General features: G+C 57.7%; 16 protein-coding genes. 9 read left to right on the top strand and 7 right to left on the bottom strand.

Features of this window, described 5'->3' with window-relative positions:
- Nucleotides 1-238 precede the first annotated feature (238 nt).
- On the bottom strand, nucleotides 239-1780 hold the full coding sequence (locus R6U20_RS01545; RefSeq protein WP_410336111.1) for a hypothetical protein: 1542 nt from the start codon (nucleotides 1778-1780) through the stop codon (nucleotides 239-241).
- Nucleotides 1781-1877: 97 nt separating this feature from the next.
- Nucleotides 1878-4775: a TonB-dependent receptor domain-containing protein gene (locus R6U20_RS01540; RefSeq protein ID WP_410336110.1), complete on the bottom strand. Its 2898-nt coding sequence runs from the start codon at nucleotides 4773-4775 to the stop codon at nucleotides 1878-1880.
- Nucleotides 4776-6035: 1260 nt separating this feature from the next.
- On the opposite strand from R6U20_RS01540, the gene R6U20_RS01535 reads away from it, so the two are divergent.
- From R6U20_RS01535 to R6U20_RS01525, 3 genes are all read left to right on the top strand, one after another.
- Nucleotides 6036-6878 carry a SirB1 family protein gene (locus R6U20_RS01535; RefSeq protein ID WP_410336109.1) on the top strand — a complete coding sequence of 281 codons (843 nt, stop codon included), beginning with the start codon at nucleotides 6036-6038 and terminating at the stop codon, nucleotides 6876-6878.
- A 28-nt stretch (nucleotides 6879-6906) separates the two neighbouring features.
- Nucleotides 6907-7380, top strand: a complete 474-nt coding sequence (locus tag R6U20_RS01530; protein WP_410336108.1) for a hypothetical protein — start codon at nucleotides 6907-6909, stop codon at nucleotides 7378-7380.
- Between the two features lie 162 nt (nucleotides 7381-7542).
- Nucleotides 7543-9675, top strand: coding sequence for an amino acid permease (locus tag R6U20_RS01525; protein WP_410336107.1), 2133 nt, complete (start codon nucleotides 7543-7545; stop codon nucleotides 9673-9675).
- A gap of 108 nt (nucleotides 9676-9783) precedes the next feature.
- Here R6U20_RS01525 and pruA read toward each other — a convergent pair whose 3' ends face one another.
- Entirely contained in the window at nucleotides 9784-11427 is a 1644-nt protein-coding gene (gene pruA, locus R6U20_RS01520) for an L-glutamate gamma-semialdehyde dehydrogenase (protein ID WP_410336106.1), read from the bottom strand.
- A gap of 302 nt (nucleotides 11428-11729) precedes the next feature.
- Here pruA and R6U20_RS01515 point away from each other — a divergent pair, with 302 nt between their 5' ends.
- Both R6U20_RS01515 and R6U20_RS01510 read left to right on the top strand, forming a co-directional pair.
- Nucleotides 11730-12962, top strand: coding sequence for an ABC transporter permease (locus R6U20_RS01515; protein WP_410336105.1), 1233 nt, complete (start codon nucleotides 11730-11732; stop codon nucleotides 12960-12962).
- A gap of 21 nt (nucleotides 12963-12983) precedes the next feature.
- Nucleotides 12984-13469 (top strand): redoxin domain-containing protein, encoded by a 486-nt coding sequence (locus tag R6U20_RS01510; protein ID WP_410336104.1) that lies wholly within the window; start codon nucleotides 12984-12986, stop codon nucleotides 13467-13469.
- A gap of 118 nt (nucleotides 13470-13587) precedes the next feature.
- On the opposite strand, the gene R6U20_RS01505 is transcribed toward R6U20_RS01510, so the two are convergent.
- From R6U20_RS01505 to R6U20_RS01495, 3 genes are all read right to left on the bottom strand, one after another.
- The gene (locus R6U20_RS01505) at nucleotides 13588-14550 is read right to left on the bottom strand and encodes a phosphoribosylaminoimidazolesuccinocarboxamide synthase (protein WP_410336103.1); all 963 of its coding nucleotides are present in this window, start codon (nucleotides 14548-14550) and stop codon (nucleotides 13588-13590) included.
- Complete coding sequence (locus tag R6U20_RS01500) at nucleotides 14550-15587, bottom strand: LacI family DNA-binding transcriptional regulator (RefSeq protein WP_410336102.1); 1038 nt, start codon at nucleotides 15585-15587, stop codon at nucleotides 14550-14552. Before R6U20_RS01500 ends, R6U20_RS01505 begins: the two co-directional genes overlap by 1 nt.
- A 126-nt stretch (nucleotides 15588-15713) precedes the next feature.
- A complete protein-coding gene (locus R6U20_RS01495; RefSeq protein WP_410336101.1) occupies nucleotides 15714-16601 on the bottom strand; it encodes a bifunctional hydroxymethylpyrimidine kinase/phosphomethylpyrimidine kinase in 888 nt (295 codons plus the stop codon).
- A gap of 211 nt (nucleotides 16602-16812) precedes the next feature.
- Here R6U20_RS01495 and ribA point away from each other — a divergent pair, with 211 nt between their 5' ends.
- From ribA to R6U20_RS01475, 4 genes are read left to right on the top strand one after another with little or no spacing between them, the layout of a single operon-like run.
- On the top strand, nucleotides 16813-18174 hold the full coding sequence (ribA, locus tag R6U20_RS01490; protein WP_410336100.1) for a GTP cyclohydrolase II: 1362 nt from the start codon (nucleotides 16813-16815) through the stop codon (nucleotides 18172-18174).
- Nucleotides 18167-19168: a zinc-dependent alcohol dehydrogenase gene (locus tag R6U20_RS01485; protein ID WP_410336099.1), complete on the top strand. Its 1002-nt coding sequence runs from the start codon at nucleotides 18167-18169 to the stop codon at nucleotides 19166-19168. Before ribA ends, R6U20_RS01485 begins: the two co-directional genes overlap by 8 nt.
- Nucleotides 19169-19184: 16 nt before the next feature.
- Complete coding sequence (locus R6U20_RS01480; protein WP_410336098.1) at nucleotides 19185-19583, top strand: 6-pyruvoyl trahydropterin synthase family protein; 399 nt, start codon at nucleotides 19185-19187, stop codon at nucleotides 19581-19583.
- A 4-nt stretch (nucleotides 19584-19587) separates the two neighbouring features.
- Nucleotides 19588-20472 (top strand): SAM-dependent methyltransferase, encoded by an 885-nt coding sequence (locus tag R6U20_RS01475; protein WP_410336097.1) that lies wholly within the window; start codon nucleotides 19588-19590, stop codon nucleotides 20470-20472.
- Between the two features lie 24 nt (nucleotides 20473-20496).
- Here R6U20_RS01475 and R6U20_RS01470 read toward each other — a convergent pair whose 3' ends face one another.
- Entirely contained in the window at nucleotides 20497-21612 is a 1116-nt protein-coding gene (locus R6U20_RS01470; protein WP_410336096.1) for a tyrosine-type recombinase/integrase, read from the bottom strand.
- Nucleotides 21613-21920: the final 308 nt, after the last annotated feature.

The raw sequence follows: 21920 nt of genomic DNA, 5'->3' as shown, positions 1-21920 counted from the left end.
AGGGGTGGAGGGGTGGAGGGATGCAAGGATGGAAGCGCGAACGAGCGGATGAAAAGCATTCATTCATCTCCACACGAGTCTGAAGGGCGACTGCCAACGTACATCGGGTGTTGCTCATACTGCAACCGGATCTGGTATAATCGGGCATCTATCAAGCAAGCACAAAAAACAGGGTTGCCCCCGTCAAACGGAGGCAACCCTGCGGTGGTGTTCAGCGCGTAAATGAGCCAGTCTGTGGTTAGAGGTTCGGATTGGGCTCGGTCTCGGACCGTGTGAGTTGCAGCCATTGTGCGGTCTGCTCACCACCGACCTCATCCTCCAGGTGCCACTCGACCACGTCCATCCGGCGCTGGTCGGGGAGACGATGTCCTGTCGCGAACAGCGTGCGGTCCCGCTCAACAGCGAGCCGCTCCATGTCGATATCGCTGAGGTCACTGAGGCCGAAGCTGGCTCGAACAGCATTCACCAGTTCGAGAGCAGACTCGCCACCTGCATCATAGCCACGCAGTTCGAGTTCGGCGCGGATCAGGAACAGCTCTTGCCAGCTAACGAACGGCATATCAGTGCGCTCCTCCCATTTGCCCTGCCCCCATTCGATAATGGTTTCAGTATCACTGTCGCCAATTGATTCTGGTGCACCATTGGGCTCCCAGATATCAAAGATTGTGGGGAAGAGATCATCTCCGAGGGCCAATCCTTGCAGGTTTTCTGGGAGCGCCCCAAACCCGCCAAGAGTCGTACCGCCACTGTTGATAACCGTAAGCGGAATCCGGTTTAGTTCGTCTGGGTTGTTGGCGACCGTCTCAATGTGGCTCCGGGCAACCAGTTCGCCGGTGTCTTCATCGGCCACACGGTAGCTTTCTGACGGGTTCTCGCCCGATGTGGCAAGCTGGTTGAAGTTTCCGTCTTGCACAGCCAACTGCAGGCGTCCGGCGCCAGCTTGGTTGTGGTAATCATTCACTGTATTCAGATCGTAGGCCACATCCCAGGACTCGCCTTGCTGAAGTCCCTCACGAGCATACTCCGCGGCTGCTTGAAGCGCCTCTTCTCCCTGGAAGCCTCCAGAGTCTTGGAAGTCATGCGTTCCAGCGTAAAGCGCCGCTCGGGCTCGGACCGACTGGATCTGGCGCTGTAGCAAGCCATCTTCCAGAGCCTCCGCCTCTGTTAGCGCCTCGGCGTACTTGTCTTCGGCTTCCTGGTAGAGCTCAGGCGATGGAATGAACGCGGATGTATCGATCGTGGCTCCGCCCCGGCGCGGATCGTCGGGGTGTCCAAAGTACGTGGCGAGATAGTAGCGAGCGTTTGCCCCGTGAACGTTGGCGGCAAGACGGACCTCCTCTTCTGAAGCGGAAGCGGAGGGATCCGAAAGATCGAACCGTTCATCTTCCTCAACACGACGAAGGAGATCATCGGCGAGGTACCGGTATTCCTGGAGATCGTTTAGCGCCCCCGTGATACTGTTGTTATCGTCTGCGATGATGCCCGCGTCAAGCTGTGAGAACGTCGGGAAGGTTGCATCCCCATTGATCCCAAAACGAAGCTCGTCGGAGAGTCCGTCAGCCAGGTCTGTCACACCGGAGTGGGTATCAGCCCACTGGGCTTCGATGCCTGTAATGAGAAATTCAGCCTCAGCCGGGTCACTAAACTGCTCACTCCCGGCCTCATCAACGGGCTGATCGACGTTTGAGACGAACGAGTCGCAGGCTGACAGCGTTACGGCGAGAGCCAAAACGACACTGAGTGCCGAAAGGCGTTTAAGTGTAGTTCGGTAGCTACTCATAATTCAGTTTTAACTGTGCGTTAGAAGCGTCGAGGTACATGCTGGGTCAGGAAACAGGGGAGTGGGTCTGTATCCCCCACTCCCCATGAGGTTGTACTTAGATGCCAACCTGAAGGGTGAACGTGTACTCCCTCGGGTTCTGAAGGGTGAGGAAGTCCTGCCCACGCGTCACACCTCGCGATCCGTCAAAGTTGACTTCTGGATCAGGACCAAGGTCGTAGCTGGTGATTGTGAAGAGATTCGACGCCGAAAACCCGAGCGTGAAGCTCCGCACCTGGTCTGTTCCAGTTACCGAACTGATCAGGTCAGACGCGTCGTATCGTACGCCAACAGAGCGCAGCTTGAGGAAGTCGGCGTCTTGCAGGAAGTTGTCAATTTCCCCAGCTCCTGCGGAGGGATTAGTCCGTGCCAGATTATTGGCCACCGAACGGTATTCCTCTGTGCCTGGCTCAAGCCCGGCCAGCTCTTCTGTGAGCTGATTCCGTTTTTCATTGGCACCAATCAGCGTCAGGAAGCGCGCTGTGCTACCGTACGTCTGATGCCCCAACTGATACTCGGCCTGGGCATTAATCCGCAGATCCTCAAACAGGGTTGCAGAGAGCCCGAATCCACCGAAGTGATCAGGTACCGGATTCCCGAGTTCAACATTATCGTCGCCAACGTCGGGTTCGAGATAGGTGCCATCTTCCGCAAACAGTGCTCCGTTCACTTTCGGACCGTAGAAGCTAAATGGTGCGAGGCCTTCTCGGATCACGTTGCGCTGGAATCCGCCGAAGATGGTTTCGCCACCAAGCTCGCGCACTTCTCGATCTCGGAAGCTGTAATTTGCGTTGAGATCAAGCGAGTGTTGTTCGGTTTGAAGCACCGTCACGCCGAAGTCCATCTCGACGCCCTGCGCAAAAATCTCACCCACGTTGCGGGGCACAGTTTGATTGCCGAACCCGGTCGATGGAGCGACCTGGAAGTTCACGATCGAGTCTTCCGTATTTTGCCGATAGTAGGTAACCGACAGAGAGTAGCGCTCATTGATCCCGAGGTCAAATCCACCCTCGATCTCATTCACTTGCTCCAGCTCCAGGTCTGGGTTTCCAACGTTTCCAATCGTGGCTCCAGTACCAAATCCGCTGGACTGCCCGTTGAGGCGAACGAGTTCGCCATCAACCAGGTTGGGCAGCGAACCGGATTGTCCCCAAGAGGCGCGCACATTGAGGCGGCTCACTACATCGGGAAGGAAATCGCCTAATTGGGCCGATGCCCGAGCAGCTGGATACCACTCCTTAAACGAGCCTGTCTCTCCGGCAATGAGGCGGGTGGACCAGTCGCGTCGGACTGAAAACTCAAGAGAGTAGCGATCCAGGAACTCGAACTGTTGACGCCCGATGATCCCGGCGCTACGTTCGTTCGAAAGGCCTTCGCCAATGACATCGAGCTGTGTACCCGCTCCGATGTCTCGGATCAGGTCCGTCCCAATCTCTGAGGACGTTGCGTTTACAAAGCGGTCTGACTCCGTAAAGAGCTGGCTACCAGCCGTCGTTGTTGCATTCACATTAGACGTAAGATCGTAGTCGTATGTGGCCGTCAGGTCGACATTAAAGCGACGCCGATCTGAGTCGAGGGCATTGCGCTCTCCGCCGCTGGATATATAAATGTCCTGGTACTGATTGGGCCACGTCTGATCATTGCGCCGGGCTGTAATGTCAGCCCCTCCTTGTGCGCGAAGGGTAAGCCCTGAGAGAGCTTCAGGGTTATAGGACATTTCCACTGATTGCTGAAACTTTCGGACGCGCTGCTGGTCGTCGATCGCAAAGAACGCCGAGCTATCCCGCTCTGTGAAGGCCCCAAACGGAGCATCCAGGGCAAGCGCTCCAAGCACTCCAAAAATGTTGTTATCCGACTGCGGGCGGCTGTAGTAATTGAATGCCAGCGTAGAGCGACTATTTATCGTGAACGCATCGGTGGGTCGCGCCTCAATATTGGCATTCACGTTGTTTCGCTCGCCCTCTCCCGTCGGAAAGATACTTTCCGTGTTTCGGTGCGAATAGCCGAGTTGATAATTGACGTCCTCAAAGGACCCCGAGACGTCCACTCGGTGTCCCTGAATGGCGCCTCTACGATGAATATCATTGAGGCGATCTGCGGTCGGGTAGATCTCGTCGTTGTAGTCTTCCTGTTTCACCGCCGATCCCAGGGTTCCCTGATAGTTTACCTGGAGATCCTGACCTTGCTCTCCGCTCTTCGTCTCGATCAGCACGACACCGTCGGTGCCATCGGTGCCGTACAGAGACGTAGCAGCGGGCCCTTTCAGCACGTTGATCGACTCGATGTTACTCGGATCGAGATCGGCCAACGGAGATCCTGTTGGCTGCCCGCCAACATCAAATCCGGTTGCCGGATCCTGGGCGATGCGCGTTCCATCAACGAAGATGAGTGGCTGGCCATCACTATTCAGGCTGACCCCGCCGCGCACGTCAAAGCGCAGCCCGGCCCCCACGTTACCAGACGAACGGGATATCGTGACTCCCGAGGTTCGCCCTTGCAAGACATCGGTCACGTTCTCAAACTCCGATGTTTCGCTAAGCTCGCCAGCATCGATGCTCGAAACCGACACGTTTGATTCTCCTCGGGTCTGTTCCACACCGAGTCCTGTCACGACGACCTCGTCAAGCTCGGCGGCATCAGAAAGCAGTTCAACGTCCAGTTCAGCAACGGCGTCTGCTTCAACCTCGACAGAAATCTGCTCCGTCTGGTATCCGATGAAGCTGATTCGAACCTCATACTCGCCAGCCGGAACGTCTTCAAGCGTGTATGTTCCATCGGCTTCAGACGCGATGCCCATTCCAAGTTCGGCGATTTCGATGTTCGCGCCGGGCAGTGCCTCCCCGGTCTCTCCATCTGTCACCGTACCGGTGATCGTTCCCTCCTGTGCAAATGCAAGCCCGGGCGCTAACAATAGCACCGCAAGCCCGCACAGGAGCCGTGTAGCTAATGTGTTCATGACTCAGTTTTCTGTCTAACCAAAAAAAAGGTGAGCAGTAGTGGGGGTTGCCTACAACTCATGAGCATAGCCCATCAAAAAAGCAACAGCACACATGCATAAGACCGGCTGTTCAATGCCCTCTTCAGGCTTACCCTTCTAACTGTAGGGGTTGGTAGGAGGAATTCCCCTTTGGATTGAGGGGGGCTATTCTTCCACGTTCAGACCACTGTGGAACTTGATGCGCTTTAGCACTGCTGCTTTTAAGGTGCAGCATAGTATGCCGAAGCAGATGAGGAGAGTGGACGATTTGACAGGTCCACTAACAATGCAACGAAGTGTCCGGGCGCGTTTCATCCGTCGTTGTGTCCCAATTGCTTCGTCACTAATCCAGCTCCTACACATCTCTTCCAAGACAGCTGGTCTACGATGTTGGGATACTTCACGTTATGGTAGTGTTGCGCTCATGCGATGACTACGTTAATGGGCAATACGCACCTTTTCAAGTCAAGAAGCGTCTGCTCCCTTTAAAATGGAGGCTAACGTCAGCTATTTTCAGTTCTTTAACAGAATGAGTGCTTTTGATTGTTCAAAAGTTCTCTTCCACCAGTTCCCTTACTGTGACGAACATGTTCTTCTATGTAGTGCTCTGTCAACCCTCATGTTGATGGTTACCCAGCAATCCCCCTCACGAAGCCTGTCATGGTGAGCGCAGTCGAACCATCTCCTTGGTGTTTAGCAGGAACTTTTCGGGACGGCACAGCACGCGTATCCATCTTGGTTCAACCCACAGAATGACCTGTGACACAGCAGTAGTGCGGCGTCACGCGTGATTGTTTGAGTGGTTTGAGCACATGGAATCCCTCCCCCTAAATCCCCCTCCTCTGAGGGAGAAGTGGCCTCCAACATAGTTCCTTCCTCCTCGGGGAGGAAGGGTAGGATGGAGGGGAAAATACGCATATGAATCCAATCATTCAGGGTTGATAGAGCTGTAGTGTCGACTGCGCTCACCATGACACGGTAGACGTGCGGCAGCGGGGCGGTCCTACGTGGGTTTGGTTGGGGGAAACCAGCAGTCCGTATCGGTCTCATCACCCCTTCCAGCCCCGTAGCTTGGGGGCGGTTGTGAACACTGGTGGGGCCCGCGTACAGGAGCGATGCCCGGCCTTCCACCTGTCACGCGCGGGGAATGGATGGGTCTCGTGCGAATCCAAACCGGACGTAGGTCGTGCAACACACACGTTAGCTTTTGTCCAACGGCCTGCGCGGCCCCGGTGTGCTATGTCTGCTTCGGTACAGGCGCTCGTTACACTGCTCGACGACCCCGATTCCACGGTGCAAACCGCCGTGCGCAAGGAGCTATCCACGTACGGCCCCGACGAGCTTGCGGCACTGCGCCAGCACATCCAGACCCTTGATCCGGAGCGGCAAGAGGCGCTGTCGGAGCAGCTGCAGCCCCTGCATTTCGAGATGGTCGAGCGTGCCTGGCACGCCGTGCTCCGCAGCAGCACACCCAGCCTGGAGCGCGGGGCCCTCTTGCTGTCGTGGTACCGCTATCCCGATGCCGACTTGCAAGACGCCCAGGCGCAGCTGGATGCGATGGCGGCTTCGTTTCGAGAGGCGCACCCGAACCTTACGGGACGCGACGCCGCGCTGCATCTGGCCGACTACATGGCGAACGAGCTGCACTTTGCGGGCAACCACGATGATTACGAGGACCCCGACAACAGCTTCCTGACGCGGGTGCTGAAGCGCCGCACGGGCATTCCCATTAGCCTTTCGGTGGTCTACCTGCTGCTGGGCCACCGCCTGAACCTGCCCGTCTATGGCGTCAACCTGCCGCATCACTTTGTGGTGAAGTACCAGGACGAGCACAGCGAGGTGTTCATGGACCCGTTCAATGGCGGACAGCCGCTCTCGCGAGGCGACTGTGTACGGTTTCTGCTGAAGGCCAGCGTACAGCCGCATGCCCAGCATTTTGCCGCAGCTCCCTCGAAGTCTATTCTGCTGCGCATGGCACGCAACCTGCTCGTGTGGGCCGACCGCACAGGCAACACCGAGATGCACCGCGAACTGGCGGCGCTCATGGCTCCGTACGACCCCTCGGTTGAACCCGATGCCTGACCCTGATGCATTGACCGCTGCTTCTGTTATGGCTGCTCCTGCTGTTTTTCGGCACACTGACCACCCGGGCGATACCTCCGTGGCATTGCTGTACAGCCGCGCGGTGGGGCGTCCGGTGGGATGGCTGATGCTGCCGGTGATGGTGGGGGCGCTGGTGCAGGCCCTGCAAGGCGCGCCGATCTTTCCAGAGGCGTTTATTGCCGCTGCCGGAGCGCTCCTCCTGGCCAGCGGGTGGACGCACTTCCAGCTGCGCAACCGCGTGGTGGAAATCCGCCTGAGCGGGCATCGTATTGCGCTGCGCACCGCTTTTGATGTGGCGCGGAATGCTCCGGTTACGTGGGAGCCGCTGCTGCGGGCCAAGCGCCAGCGGGCGGGGCTGCATCTGTATGTGGGCGACCGCACCCTCCATCTGGATCCCAACGACTGGCCTGCCTACAGCCGACTCAAGACGGCCGTGCAGCCCGACGATGCCCCCGAGCAGGCCCGTGTGTGTCCCTACTGATAAGCTTCCCATACGAAACGCATACTGCGAAGCCCGTGCGTAGAGGAACGCCACGGCAAGCGATGTGGTTGAGCCCCTCGCCAATACCGGGTGCGTCATCTATATGGATGTATATGAATGAGGCGCTCGGATCGCTGCTCTCTTTTCGTTGCCACTGTGTTTATGGCTTCAGAGTCTACGCTTGAGAAAAGTCTCACCCTGTACGACGTGTACGCCATCAGCACCGGCGCCATGTTTAGCTCCGGGTTTTTCCTGCTCCCCGGAATTGCCGCTGCTGAAACGGGGCCGTCTGTGATTCTGGCGTACCTGGTTGCCGGATTGCTCATTCTGCCGTCGATGTACAGCATGGCCGAGCTTTCTACGGCGATGCCGAAGGCGGGCGGTACGTACTACTTTCTGGATCGCAGCCTGGGCCCGCTGGCAGGCACCGTGGGCGGACTGGGCACCTGGCTGGCCCTGGTGTTCAAGAGTGCGTTTGCACTTATTGGGATGGGGGCGTATCTGGCGATCTATGCCGATGTGCCTATCAAGCCGCTGGCGGCGGCCCTTGCGGTGGCGTTTGGTGTGCTTAACGTGGTGGGAGCCAAGGAAAGCAGCTGGCTCCAGCGGGCGCTCGTCACGGTGCTCGTAGGCGTGCTCACGTTCTACGTGGCCCAGGGCGTCTTTTCGGTGTGGGAGGGCTTCTCTGGACCCGGAAGTGCAGATGCCTTCACGCCGTTCTTCACAGAAGGAGGGGGCGGGTTCCTGGCAACCATCGGGATTGTCTTCGTCTCGTACGCGGGCCTCACGAAGGTGGCAAGCGTGGCCGAGGAGGTCAAAAACCCCGACCGTAACATTCCGCTGGGGATGATCCTGTCCCTTGCCACAGCCACAGCCATCTACGTGGTTGGGGTTGCCATCATGGTGGCTGTGCTCCCCGGCGAGGAACTGAACTCAGATCTGACACCCGTCTACACCTCCGGCGAGGTCTTCTTCAACTGGCTGCCGTACGCACTGGGCCCGATCCTGATTGTGGTCGCCGCGATCGCTGCCTTTGCATCCACCGGAAACGCAGGCATTATGTCGGCCTCGCGCTACCCGCTGGCTATGGCGCGGGATCGCTTGTTGCCGGACGGTCTCGCGCAGCTTGGGCGCTTCAACACGCCGACCCGCTCCATCATCATTACGGTGGGGCTGATGCTCCTGATTATCTTTGCGCTCTCGGAAGAGGGCGTGGCCAAGCTGGCAAGCGCCTTTCAGTTGCTTATCTTTGCCTTTTTGAACCTGGCCGTTATCGTGATGCGGGAGAGCGAGATCCCATCGTATGCTCCCGGATACCGCTCTCCACTCTATCCCTGGATGCAGATTGCTGGGATTATCATACCGGGACTGCTCATTCCTGAAATGGGTACGATGGCGATCGTATTTACGATTATCGTGGTGCTCGTGGGCATTGTGTGGTACATGTCTTATGTCGAAAACGTACCCCGCGAGGGCGCGATCTTTCACTGGTTTGAACGCCTGGGTAAGCAGCGCTATGACGGACTTGACCATGAGTTGCAAGACATCCTCGAAGAGAAGCGCGTCAGCGATGACACCGCCTTTGGGCAGCTCGTTGCACGCGCAGAGGTGATTCGCCTTACCGAGCCGACTATCTATGAGGAAATTGTGGGCCAGGTCGCCGAGCAGATGGCCCAAAAGCTGGATCTCTCGGTAGAAACGCTCAAACACGGCTTCCTCGATGGCACGTTGCACAGTGCCGTGTCGGTGAGCCACGGGGCTGCCCTACCGTACTGCCAGCTTGATGGCATCGACCAGCAAGAGATGGTTATGGTGCACTGCCAGTCGGGCGTCTGCATTGATGTTGAGCAGCCCGGCAGTCCGCTCGATACCTCCGAGCCGGTGTACGCGTTCTTCTTCCTCGTGAGCCCAAGCAACGATCAGAGCGATCATCTGCGCACCCTGGCTACCCTTGCCAACCGCGTCGACGAAAGCGGGTTTACCACCGAGTGGCGGGCCGCTGCCGACGAGAAGGCGATGAAGGAAAGCCTGCTGCATCATGAACGCTACATCACGTTCTCTCTGCTTTCGGGTACGAAAACGGAGGACTTCATTGACCAGCGCATCCGTGACCTGAACCTGCCTGCAGGCGTGCTGGTGGCACTTGTTCGCCGCAACGACCAGGTCACGATCCCCAATGGCGACTCCACGCTTCAAGAGGGCGATCAGATAACTGTTATTGGAGACCCAGCAGGCGTCGAACGGCTCTACGAGTTGTATCGTGGCGGTACCAACGGGAGAAATATTGTGCAGTGATAGCATAAACCACGTCCAGAACCACCCGATGCATCAGAAAAAGGGATGCGCAACGGCTACCCGGCCCCGCGCATCCCTTTGTAATGTCCAAATAGTGACGCTCCTTGGTTAGGCGTCCTCATCCGGCTGGTGGAACGCGTAGCCGTAGTGCGTGGGCGGGGTAAACGTTTCCTTAATAGAGCGCGGCGAGATCCAACGGTGCAGGTTCAGCGCCGAGCCCGCTTTGTCGTTCGTGCCGGACTTGCGTGCTCCGCCAAACGGCTGCTGCCCGACTACGGCGCCGGTGGGCTTGTCATTAATGTAGAAGTTGCCCGCCGACTGCTCCAGGCGGTCCATCGTGGTGCGAATGGCAGCCCGGTCTTTTGCAAACACCGCTCCCGTCAGCGCATAGGGCGAGGTGCTGTCAATCAGATCGAGTGTGGCCTCGTAGTCGGCATCGTCGTACACGTAGATCGTAGTGACGGGGCCGAAGATCTCTTCCTCCATCGACTCGTAGTGCGGGTCGGTCGCCAGAATGACCGTCGGGTCGATGAAGTAGCCGGTGCTGTCATCGTAAGTCCCGCCAAAGAGAATCTCGGCATCGTCAGATGCTTTGGCCCGATCGATGTAGCCGGTAATCTCGTCAAAGGCCCGCTGATCGATGACCGCGTTCACGTAATTGGTCAGGTCCTCGGGCGGCCCCACCTGCAGGCTTCCAATCTGCTCGGCCAGTTCGTCTTTGATCGTTGGCCAGAGGGATTCGGGAAGGTAGATGCGCGAAGAGGCGGAGCACTTCTGCCCCTGATACTCGAAGCTGCCCCGCACAATGGCTGTGGCCGTCTGGGTGGGATGCGCAGACGGATGCGCCACAATGAAGTCCTTGCCGCCCGTTTCGCCCACAATGGTCGGATACGTGCGGTACGTGTCCAGCTTCTCGCCGATGGTTTTCCACAGATGGTCAAAGGTGGCCTTTGATCCGGTGAAGTGGAGTCCGGCAAACGCGGGCGAGGCCATGGCGGGCGTGCCGACGTCGGCCCCGTCGTCGGCGGGTAGCATGTTGATAACTCCGGCGGGCATTCCCGCTTCCTCCAGAATCTGATAGAGGAAGTACGCCGAGTACACCGAGCGCGAGGCGGGTTTCCAGAGCACCGTGTTGCCCATCAGCGCCGGGGCCGTGGGCAGGTTGCCCTGAATCGCGGTGAAGTTGAACGGCGTGATAGCAAGTACAAAGCCTTCGAGCGGACGATACTGCACCTGATTCCATACGCCGGGGCTGTTGTCGGGCTGCTCCCGGTAGATCTGGTCGGCATAGTGCACGTTGAAGCGCAGGAAATCGATCAACTCACAGGCCGCGTCGATTTCGGCCTGGTGTACGTTTTTGCCCTGGCCCAGCATGGTGGCCGCGTTGAGCGTATGGCGCCATGGGCCCGCAATTAGATCAGCAGCACGCAGAAAAATCGCTGCACGGTCGCTCCAGTCCATCGCGGCCCATTCGGCTTTGGCTTCGCGTGCAGCCTCAATCGCCTGCTCGACCTCGCTGGCACCGGACTGGTGGACGGTGCCCAGTTCGTGCTGGTGGTCGTGCGGCACGCGTACCGAGGTGGGGCTGCCGGGGTAGACGGCCTCGCCGCCAATGTACGCGGGTATCTCGACGGTCATGCCCCGCAGGCGCTCCAACTCGGCGCGGATGGCGCTTCGCTCGGGCGAGCCCGGGGCGTAGCTGAGAACAGGTTCGTTCGTAGGGTCGGGCGGAGTGCTAAGCGCATTCTGCATGAGGCGACGTTAAATCAGATTCGTGGAGAACAAGTAATGAAACACAGGACCGCTGATGCATCCCACTGAAAGCGCTCCCAAAACCAGCGTGAAGCTGTGGGGCAATATGAGAGTGTGGGATGCGTCGGCTGCACGTGCCTGCCCTCAGCGTGCTGCTCGCAAATTGCTACAGCGGGGCAAGCCAGCATGCACGATGCAAAACCTGTGGTTTAGCTGCAAGTTCGGCAGATGCGGTGAACAGCGCAAGCCAGAGCGGGTACGGATGGATGCCTTAACCAATTTTACTTGCGCTCTTGCTCTGCATGCGACTCGAATGGTTTCTGGCCCTCCGCTACTTTGCCCGTGCCGAAGGGCAGCGCGAAGGGCGTAGCTTTGTGCGGTTCATTACGTACGTGGCAGTTGGAGGCGTAACGGTGGGCGTGGCAGCGCTCATTCTGGCGCTGGGGATCGTCCGAGGATTCAGCCAGGAAATAGAGGGTAAGCTCATGGAGGTGGGCGCTCATCTGCAGGTGGTGAGCTACATGGACGAGCCGCTGGAGGATGCCGATTCGCTGCGTGCGCAGTTGCAGGAGTACGAGACCGTGCGCGATGTGCGCGCTGTCGTGGAAGAAGTCGCTATTGCACGGGCGGGACCGCAAGCCATTGAGGGACTCGTCGTGGTGGGCACCGATGCACTCCCCGCTGCGGTGCGCCGCTCTACCACGCATCCCGACAGTGTATCTTCGGATGCCGCCATGCCAGGCGGGGTGTTGCTGAGCACGTCTATCGCCTCACGATTCGGACTGGAGCGGAACGACCGTCTCACGCTGTTTGCGCTCGATCGCGAGGGCGGTGAGGCAACGGCCCTCCAGCCCCGTGTACGACAGTTCGAGGTGTTTGATACGTACGCTACCTCGCTCGACTTCATTGACGACACGTTCCTGTTTATGGGACTCGACGAGGCAAGGCGTCTGCTGGAACTGTCGGATAATCAGGTGTCGCGCTTTGAACTTACCCTGCACGACATTGACACCATCGAGCCAACCGCCGAGACGCTCCGCGAAGACCTATCTTTTCCGGCAGCGGTGCGCACGGTGTATCAGCAGTATGCGGGGCTGTTTGCGTGGATCAATCTGCAACAAAACATTATTCCGCTGGTCATTAGCACCATTGTCATCGTAGCGGCCTTTAACATTGTGGGCACGCTCCTTATGATGATGCTGGAGAAGACCCGCGAAATTGGAGTGCTCATGAGCATGGGGCTCTCAGCACGCGGTATACAGCGCGTGTTTCTGGTGCTTGGTGCGTTTATTGGATGCACAGGCAGCCTCTTAGGCAGTGTCGTAGCTGTTGGCGCAGGGTGGATTCAACAGACCTATGGCGTCATTCCGCTTCCTGCTGAAGCCTATTACATGGACACCGCCCCTATGGCGCTACAGGCAACCGATGTGGTGATCGTTACCAGTGTGGCTATTCTCTTGTGCGTGCTGGCAGCCTATCTGCCGGCGCGGGTGGCCTCGCGTATCGATCCGGTACGCGTAATTCGCTTTACATAACATTTTGCTTCTTAATACGATATGCCGACTTTTTCAGAAGGCGATCCCGCCCCCGATTTTACGCTTTTCACCCAAGACATCGATCCGTTTACGCTGTCGGAGCATCGCGGCTACCCGGTGGTGCTCTTGTTCTTTCCCGGAGCATTTACGAGCGTGTGTACCAACGAAATGAACACGGTAAATAACGACCTCGCTTCGTTTGGCGTGGAGCAGGGCGTAACCGTCGTTGGTATCTCCACCGACTCACCATTTGTGCTCGATGAATATCGCAAGGTCAACAACCTGACGTTCGATCTGCTTAGCGATCACGATGCCGAAGTGGCTGCCGCTTACGGGGCGAAGTATGATTACGACTTTACGCCCATGGAACTGGACCGTATCGCGAAACGATCTGCATTTGTGGTAGATGCAGAGGGAACGATCCGGTATGCGGAGGTTCTTGAAAATGCTGGAAAGCAACCGGATTTTGAGGCCATTCAAGCTACGGTCGATGAGTTGGTTGGTTGAATCGGTGTGTGGGTACCACGTATTGCTTTCGCATCCACCAAAAATGGCCCCGCTGCTTGCAGATGGCAGCGGGGCCGTCGGCGTTGGGGCAAGATAGACCGCCTGTTTGGTTACTTTGTTACGCACGCGCTGCCTGTAGATTGGATTGCATGCGCGCTTCTGGATCGGGGGTTACCTCGGCTTCAAACGACTGCCCTGTCAGTCGCTCGTACAAGTCGATATAGCGCTGAGCGATTTCGATGCGAAACGCGCCGGGCAGGTCGGGCATGGTGTCGTCCTCACGTCCCTGGAAGCCCTGGTCCATAAGCCACTCGCGCACGAACTCCTTCGAGAGCTGCTCTTGGGGCGTTCCGCTTTCCAGGCGTTCTTCGTAGCCGTCGGCTTCATAGTAGCGGGAGCTATCGGGCGTGTGGACCTCGTCGATGAGGCGGAGCTGCCCATTGGCGTCGCGTCCAAACTCGTATTTCGTGTCTACGAGAATGAGATTGCGTGCTGCAGCAATCTCGGTACCGCGCGCAAACAGATCGAGGGCGGCCTGTTCAAGGGTGGCGTACGTATCTGCATCGACCAGTTCCCGCGACACGGCTTCCTCGGGCGTGATGTCTTCGTCGTGGCCCGTTTCGGCTTTGGTAGCAGGCGTCACGATGGGCTCAGGCAACTGCTCACCTTCACGTAGTCCATCGGGCAAGGCCTGGCCGCAGAGCGTGCGCGCCCCACCTTGGTAGACGCGTGCGGCGTGTCCGGCCAGATAGCCGCGCACCACGAACTCAATTGGAATAGGCGTGCAGGCCGTGGCCACCGTCACATTGGGGTCAGGCACCGTGCGAACGTGGTTGGGGAAAACGTGAGCCGTCTCTTCGAAGAAGAATGCAGCCAACTGATTCAGCACCTGCCCCTTAAATGGGATGGCCTGGGGCAGCACATGATCGAACGCCGAAATGCGATCGGTCGTAACCAGGGTAAGGGTGTTGCCCCTGCGGTATGTGTCGCGCACTTTGCCTTCGTAGCGCGTGCCCCATTCGGACAGGTGCGTTTCGGTGATGCAGTGCGGAAGCTGCTGGGCAAGGAGGGAAGCGTCCATCAGGAGCTTGGAAGGCTGTATTTACTGGACTTGCGAACGTGGAGTTCGTGCTGCACGGGCTGGCTCACCGTGGGAAAGTCTTCGCGGTTGAGGCGGCGCAACAGGGTCTCGGCGGCGCGCTCGCCGACCTCGTGCATGTTTTGGGCTACGCTGGAGAGCCCGATAAAGCGGCTGATCTTTATGTCGTCGTATCCAACGAGTGCAAAGTCTTCGGGCACTGTTTTCTCGGCATGACGGATGGCCTGCCACGCCCCGACAGCTTGTACATCGCTGCTTGCAAAGACAGCGGTGATCTGGGGCTGCTCATTCAGAAGCTTTTGCATGGCCTCGTAGCCCGACTCTTCGCTGAAGCCGTCGTGCTTTTCGGTCTGCCCCCAGGCCACGAGCGACTTGTCGAACGAAATGCCTTTTTCTTCAAGCACCGTTCGGTAGCCTTTGATGCGTGCGTTGCGCACATGCGTGTCGTGCGGGGTGGTAATCATCCCGACCTGGCGATGCCCCTGCTCAATCAGATGACGAATGGCGAGTTCGACGCCGACCTCGTCATCCCAATAGTAGGAATCCATATCATCCCACTTGCTCCCAATCATTACGACGGGCGCACCCAGCGCACGGAGTTCCGTAGCCATTTCGGCATCATAGCGGAGCCCCGTAAGCAGCAGCGCGTCCATGGCTCCCCGTGCCAGGAAGTTGCGCAGCGTGGCTTTGGGATTGGACCAGGCCAGGTCGCAGAGCAGCAAGTCCACCTCCCCAATGTCGAGACGACTGCGCACGCCTTTCAGTAGTTCGTTGTGAAACGGCGTGGTGAACGTAGGCACTGCTACGGCAATGGTGCGGGTAGCGCGCTGAGCCAGCGACTTTGCTGTGCGGTTGGGGCGGAATTGCAGCTCTTTAATAGCACGCAGCACCCGCTCACGCGTGGCATCCGACACGTCGCGCGAGTTGTTAAGCACGCGCGACACAGTCGAAATAGCTACGCCGGCCTTGTCGGCCACATCGTAGATGGTGGTTTTTTCGGAATCCGAAGAAGGAGTCATAACTGTTAAGACATCGCCAAAGGAACGGTTGGCCGTACGCACACACAATACGGGTCGTCTACCACATATGACAGACCTGGGTGTATACGCGACAACTTTTTATCGTTTCGTATCAGAACAGCAGCGCTATTCGTGCATGGGCGTCTCCTTGTGCGATTCGAACGCTGCAAAGAAGCGGGCGGAAGCATGGGGAGCCGCTACGCTCCGAACGCTGTGAAGCGTATCAGCCAGACGTCGCTTTGACGCCTGGATGGCATCGGTGAGCGATGTACCCTGATGAAGCCGATGGAGCAGGTCAACCAGATAGGCGCTTGATCGCCCGCTGATGTCTGTATTCGTTTCCACGAACGGTGCCTCGAACAGCGCCATCTCGCCCTCATGCCAGAGCAGATCCAGTGCAAAGTTGGGGGGCTCCCCCTCGCGCTCAAAAAAGTGCGTGGGCAGGCGTCCGCAGCGCAAAAGTACCGACGAAGCGCCCTGCTGACCGATGCGCTGCACAGCCACTTGCGCATCGTCGAGGGTGGGTATCTCCATACTGGCGAGCAGCTCCGCATCCCGCCGACGTACCGTAACCAGCGACATCTGGCCCATAATATTGGTGAGCGATTCGATCGTGGCGGGTTCCGCGATATCCTCGCCGCTGGGGCCGCTGAGTGTCACATCCAAAATAGAGGGACCGCTAAAGGCCTCGTTCTCCAAAAGCTGTGCTACCGCTCGCACCGACGGCGTAGCGCCCACAATCCCAACCTTAACCGCGTTGGGAGTGATGTGCTCAGGCGTATCTGGCGACAGCACGTGCTCGATCTGTGCGTGTACGGTATCCGACGGAACGTTGAGTACATCTGTAACCACACCGTGGCTCGCTACAATATGAGCGGTGCAAAGCGAAAGCGGAAGACCGCCCACCGCTTGCGTAGCGCGAATGTCGGCATTAAGGCCGCGCGACAGTCCGGTGTATAACGCGTTGATGAGAAGCGGAGCGAACGACGAGCTCGAACCAGTATCAGAATCCACAGACGGAACGTGCAGGCAATGAGAAAAACAGGAGCAGCAGGTGTGTTACAACATAGTTGGCCCGCTGCAGCATACGCTACGTAACATTCGAAGGCACAGGCGGGTTGCTATGCCGTAGTATAGTCATAGTCTTACCGTAAGGCTTTGGTTCAAATGCTGCCGGCCCAAGCGGGTCCTCACGCTGCATCTTCCACGATCATTTTTTTACTGTATGGACACCACTTCGGTCACGCGCTTAACGACCGCCCGTATCCCCACCGTGGACGGCACGTTTTCGCTGATGCTGTATGAGAACGATCTCGATAACGAGGACCACCTCGCCGTGGTCTATGGCGATGTGGAGGATGCGGAGGAGGTGCTCGTACGGATCCACTCGGAGTGCTTTACCGGCGATGTGCTGGGTTCGCTCCGCTGCGACTGCGGCGAGCAGCTTAACACGTCTATGCGCATGATTGCCGAGGCGGGGCAGGGCGTCGTGCTCTACCTGCGCCAGGAAGGCCGCGGCATTGGGCTCCACGATAAGCTGAAAGCCTACAACCTCCAAGATGAGGGCTACGACACGGTCGAGGCCAATCTCATGCTGGGCCATGAACCCGACGAGCGCGACTATACGGTGGGCGCGCTCATGATTCAGGACCTGGGGATTCGATCGGTGCGCCTCATCACGAATAATCCAGCCAAGATCGAAAGCTTGCGCGAGTATGGCGTTACCGTCTCGGAGCGTGTGCCCATCGAACCCCATCTAAATCGGCACAACTCCTCGTATCTCGAAACCAAAGTCGAGCGGATGCGCCATATGCTGCGCATTGATACCACGCCGACGGGCGGCGACGGGTACGCCAATCCGCATAGTGCCGACCTTCAGAGCCTCGCTCAGCGCGCTCAACACTATGCCGATGTCGAATCGCAAGCGTTCATCACGCTCAGCTACGCGCAGAGCCTCGACGGCTCCATCGCCGATGCCTCGTGCTCGCCCACGCGCATTAGCGACGCCTCTTCCATGAAGCTTACCCATGAGCTGCGTGCCATTCACGATGGTATTCTTGTAGGAATTGGTACTGTTATTTCTGATGATCCACGCCTAACCGTTCGACATGTAGACGGTACCAATCCGCGCCCTATTGTACTGGATACAACGCTTCGATGCCCCCCTGATGCCTCTATATTTAGCAGTAAAAATACGTCGCCACTTATCTACACATCTTCGAGCAATGAAAAGCGAATTGCAGCGCTCGAAGCGGTAGGCGCTACAGTGCGACAGGTACCTGAAGGGCCGGGGGGCGTGTCGATTCCAGCCGTCCGCCGCGATGCGTATGCGCAGGGAATCAAATCGGTTATGGTCGAGGGCGGGGCCTGTGTCATCCGTCACATGATTATGCAGAAGCAGGTGCAAAAGCTCGTCGTTACGCTTGCCCCTATGTACCTGGCGGGACTTAACCCGCTGGAGGGCTGTGCCACTGCAAACGCTCCCAGCGTGCAGTCCCTGCATGCGATGCAGTTTGCCAATGTGATGTATCAGTGGGCGGGCGAAGACATTGTGCTGTTCGCAGATCCCACCTGGCCCGATGCGTAGTCGCTTGCTTCTGCTGTTCAATGGCGATGGCACCACCCAGCTCACTGCCCAGCCGGTGCCTGCTCCTACAGGTAATGAGGTTGGCATCCAGACGCAGTGCGCGCTGATCAGTGCCGGCACCGAGCGCCTTGTGCTTAACGGGCAGGTCGATCCGAGTTTACAGGATACCACTGCCGACAGCGCTGACTTTTCGTATCCCCGCCCCTACGGCTATTGCACTGTGGGCAGCGTAACCAGCACAGGGCCCGATGCTACCCTGCCGGTGGGCACGCGCGTGTTCGGATTTCTGCCGCACGCGACCCATCACATCGTCTCTGAAACTGCCGTCTACGCGCTACCAGCGGTCCTTTCTACCCCTGATGCCACCTTCATTCCAAACGTAGAGACCGCGCTGAATATCGTATGGGATGCGCAGGTCGGTCCCGGATCGCGGGTCGTGCTCATCGGTGCAGGCACCGTTGGAGAGCTCGTGGCGCGTCTCTTAAGCGACATTCCGGCGCTCGATCTTGCTGTGGTAGACCAGCCCCATGTGCTTGAGCGTATCGCCGCACTGCTTCCCGATGCTCACTGCTATCTACCCGATGCATTGACGCGTGCTGGGCTGCCCTCCCCGTGGCGGGATGGCCCCGATGTCGCAATCGAGTGCAGCGGCCAGCCCGCTATGCTCCAGCGCGCGCTCGATGTGGCAGGGCAGGAAACGCGTATTGTGATGGGGTCATGGTACGGCACAAAGTCGGTCGAACTCGACTTAGGCGCGGCGTTCCATCGCAAACGCCTCACGGTAGCAGCGACACCAGTTTCTACGCTGCCCGCCGAACGCAAAACGCGCTGGAGCAAAGACCGTCAGCTCCGCACAGCGATGACGTTGACAGCCACCCTTTCTCCGGCTCAGCCCCATGCCCGCTTTGTCGATTTCCGGGAAGCACCGGCTGTCTATGCAACCTTGCGCACTGGCGCGTTACCTGCCCCGACGATCCTTGTCATGAGTCAGTAATTAATCACTTATTGCAATGTATACCCTTGTTGTAAAAGAAGATCTAATCGCACAGCATTACCTCACCGTTCCAAACTGCGGACCCGAGAATAAATGGCACTCGCACCATTTCACTGTTGAGGTTGTGCTTGAGTCAGAATCGCTAAATAAGTGGGGATATGTCTGTGATATTACAGACGTAAAATCTGCTCTTGAATTGTTGAAAGACCACGTGTCTGATCAGACGCTAAACGACCTGCCTGCATTTGAGGGCTTAAATCCAAGTGTGGAGCACTTTGCTCGCATTGCAGCGGAGCATATCTGCGGATCGTTGGATAAGGAGACGCAACGCCGCTGCCATCGTATGCATGTGCGCATCTGGGAGGATGAAGAGGCTGCGGCTCAATACACAACTCTACTCACTGACGAAGCATAGCAGCATGTCTAACTTTCCCCGCACCGCTCACACGTTCAACTACCCGCGCTACCTGAAGGCGTTGCAATCTGTCAGCGCACGGGCCCAGTCAGACGTGCTCTACCAGCGGTTTATCGAGGCACTCGTGGCCCGCGCAGACGAAACAAAGGCCCCGCTCCGCCTGCTGGAAATCGGGGCCGGACGCGGCGATCAGATGCAGCGCATTCTGGACGACATGGCTACGCACGATACCGCAGTTCATTACACCGCGCTGGAGCCTCAGTCTGAAAACCGCGCTGTTACCGAGTCGGTCGCCGAAGCGTACGCGACGCCCCCGCACACTGTCACGGTACAGCCGACTTCGCTACTCGACGTTACCACCGGAGACGAAATCTCGTACGATGCAATCGTGGCCCGCTCAGTCCTCGATCTGATGCCTCTCCATGAAGCACTCACGACCATCGAAGCGCTGATTCCCGAAAATGGACTGCTCTATGCACCGCTTACGTTTGCTATGGGAACGAAACTGGCTCCTTATCCCAGTGCGCGGACTGCAAGTACAGAACATAAAATTGCATCAATCTACCATAACTCAGTTTACCAAAAAACTGAACTGGAAGACGGAGCTTATCCACCACAAGAAATCGTACACTGGGCAAACAAAAGGAATGCTCGTGTTGCTATGCGGGGTAGTGACTGGGTAATTGCACCTTCAAAAAAGACGTATGTTCAAGATGAGGCATACGCGTTGCAATCTATTCTTGCATTTATGCATGACGAAGCCGAGCAATTAGATACGATCCCACATCCCGATCTTGATTCATGGTGGGCGACCCGCATGCGTATGCTCCACAACAACACGCTCATCTACACGGCGAACCAGTTTGACTTGCTTATTCAGTTCGACTAATAAAAAGGGCCGCCCTCTCGTCTCCTACAGATTGATGCGATCTGCGGCGCTGTCACGCAGCTTGTCGCGCTGATGGATGTAGGCCATTGTGGTATCAATGTCTTTGTGGCGCGCGTGCGTCTTGACCTGTTCAATCGTGGCACCGGATTCAAGCGCAAGGGTGCATCCGGTATGTCGCAGGGCGTGGGCTCCGATATCAGGCAGGTCGGCTCGCTCGGCGGTGCGCCGCACAATGCGATAGATGGCATCTCCTGTGATCCGGTCGCCCCGGTTGCGGTTGCTGAAAGACCGCCACAGGGCCCCCTCTTCAATTCCGTAATGCGATTTCATATCATCAATTACATCTACAACATGAGCTGGTATCTTTACATACTGATCAGAACCTCCTTTCGTATCTGGAAGGTCAAGCACCCAGTAATGACCAAGTGGACGGATATGCTTAACGTCCATAGCAGCTGCTTCAGAGCGACGTAATACACAGTGGAGTAACACCAACAATAATGCATGGTCTCTTTTAGCTGCTTCTCCAGCCTCTTGGGTAGCACGGAGCAGGCGTTTTGACTGCGCTCGCGACAAAAACGTGATGGAGCGATCAGAGGTGTTGGCGCGGCGTGTTTTGCGGATGAGTGCGGCATCGGCTGGGTTGCGTGGAATCAGTTCCAGCGCCACCAGCCAGTCAAAGAATCCGCGGATGGCCGACACGCGGCGCTGGATCGTGGAAGCAGCGCGGTCCTCCTCTTCGAGATCGCGGATGTGCCGGTTCACATGCATGAACGTGGCTTTGCGTGCCAGCGGCAACACGACCTCGTCGGTCCCGAAAAACTGCACGATGTCGTTTTTGTAGGCGCGCTTGGTTTCGGGACGCTCATAGCGCGTCAAATACATCGAAAGCAGGTTCGTCGATTCCTTAATGGAGGTGTGTACGAGCGGGGCATCATCCGACGAAATCCCTCCTGAATCGCCGGAATCAGGGATAATCGGGGCCAGATCGTTAGTTTCAGCATCCTCCCCGGTGCTCGTAGGCGCGATTTGTTGCCCCGTGTTCGTAGTAGGGGACGTTTCGACCGCCTCTGACGGAGGCTCAGACTCGGCAGATGAGGACATATCGGCTGCGTTTGGGGCGGCGTCGGATGGCTCCATGATTTCGTGGGGGTTCTGTGAAGGAATTCGGTATTCAGGTTTGCAAATCTCAATTCCTGATAATGCTAATTATCGGGGATTGGAAAGTCAAGGGCTATCTGGCGCGGTTCTGAGAACGGGTTGTGCCATGGGTTCAGAAGGCGTACATCTCTCCATCGCCCTGTCATCCAGATCCTGAATCGAGTTCAGGACAGGCAAGGCGCCCCTGGCGCCGCTGATCCGGGATCCATTCCGCCGGTTGAAGGCTACCTTTACGTCCCGCACGCATCTATCCATTGGGAGATGGATCCCAGATCGTCTGCCGACGG

It is taken from the genome of Longimonas sp., from assembly GCF_046498435.1.
Classification (GTDB): Bacteria; Bacteroidota; Rhodothermia; order Rhodothermales; family Salinibacteraceae; genus Longimonas.
This window is presented reverse-complemented; position numbering and strand designations above follow the sequence as displayed.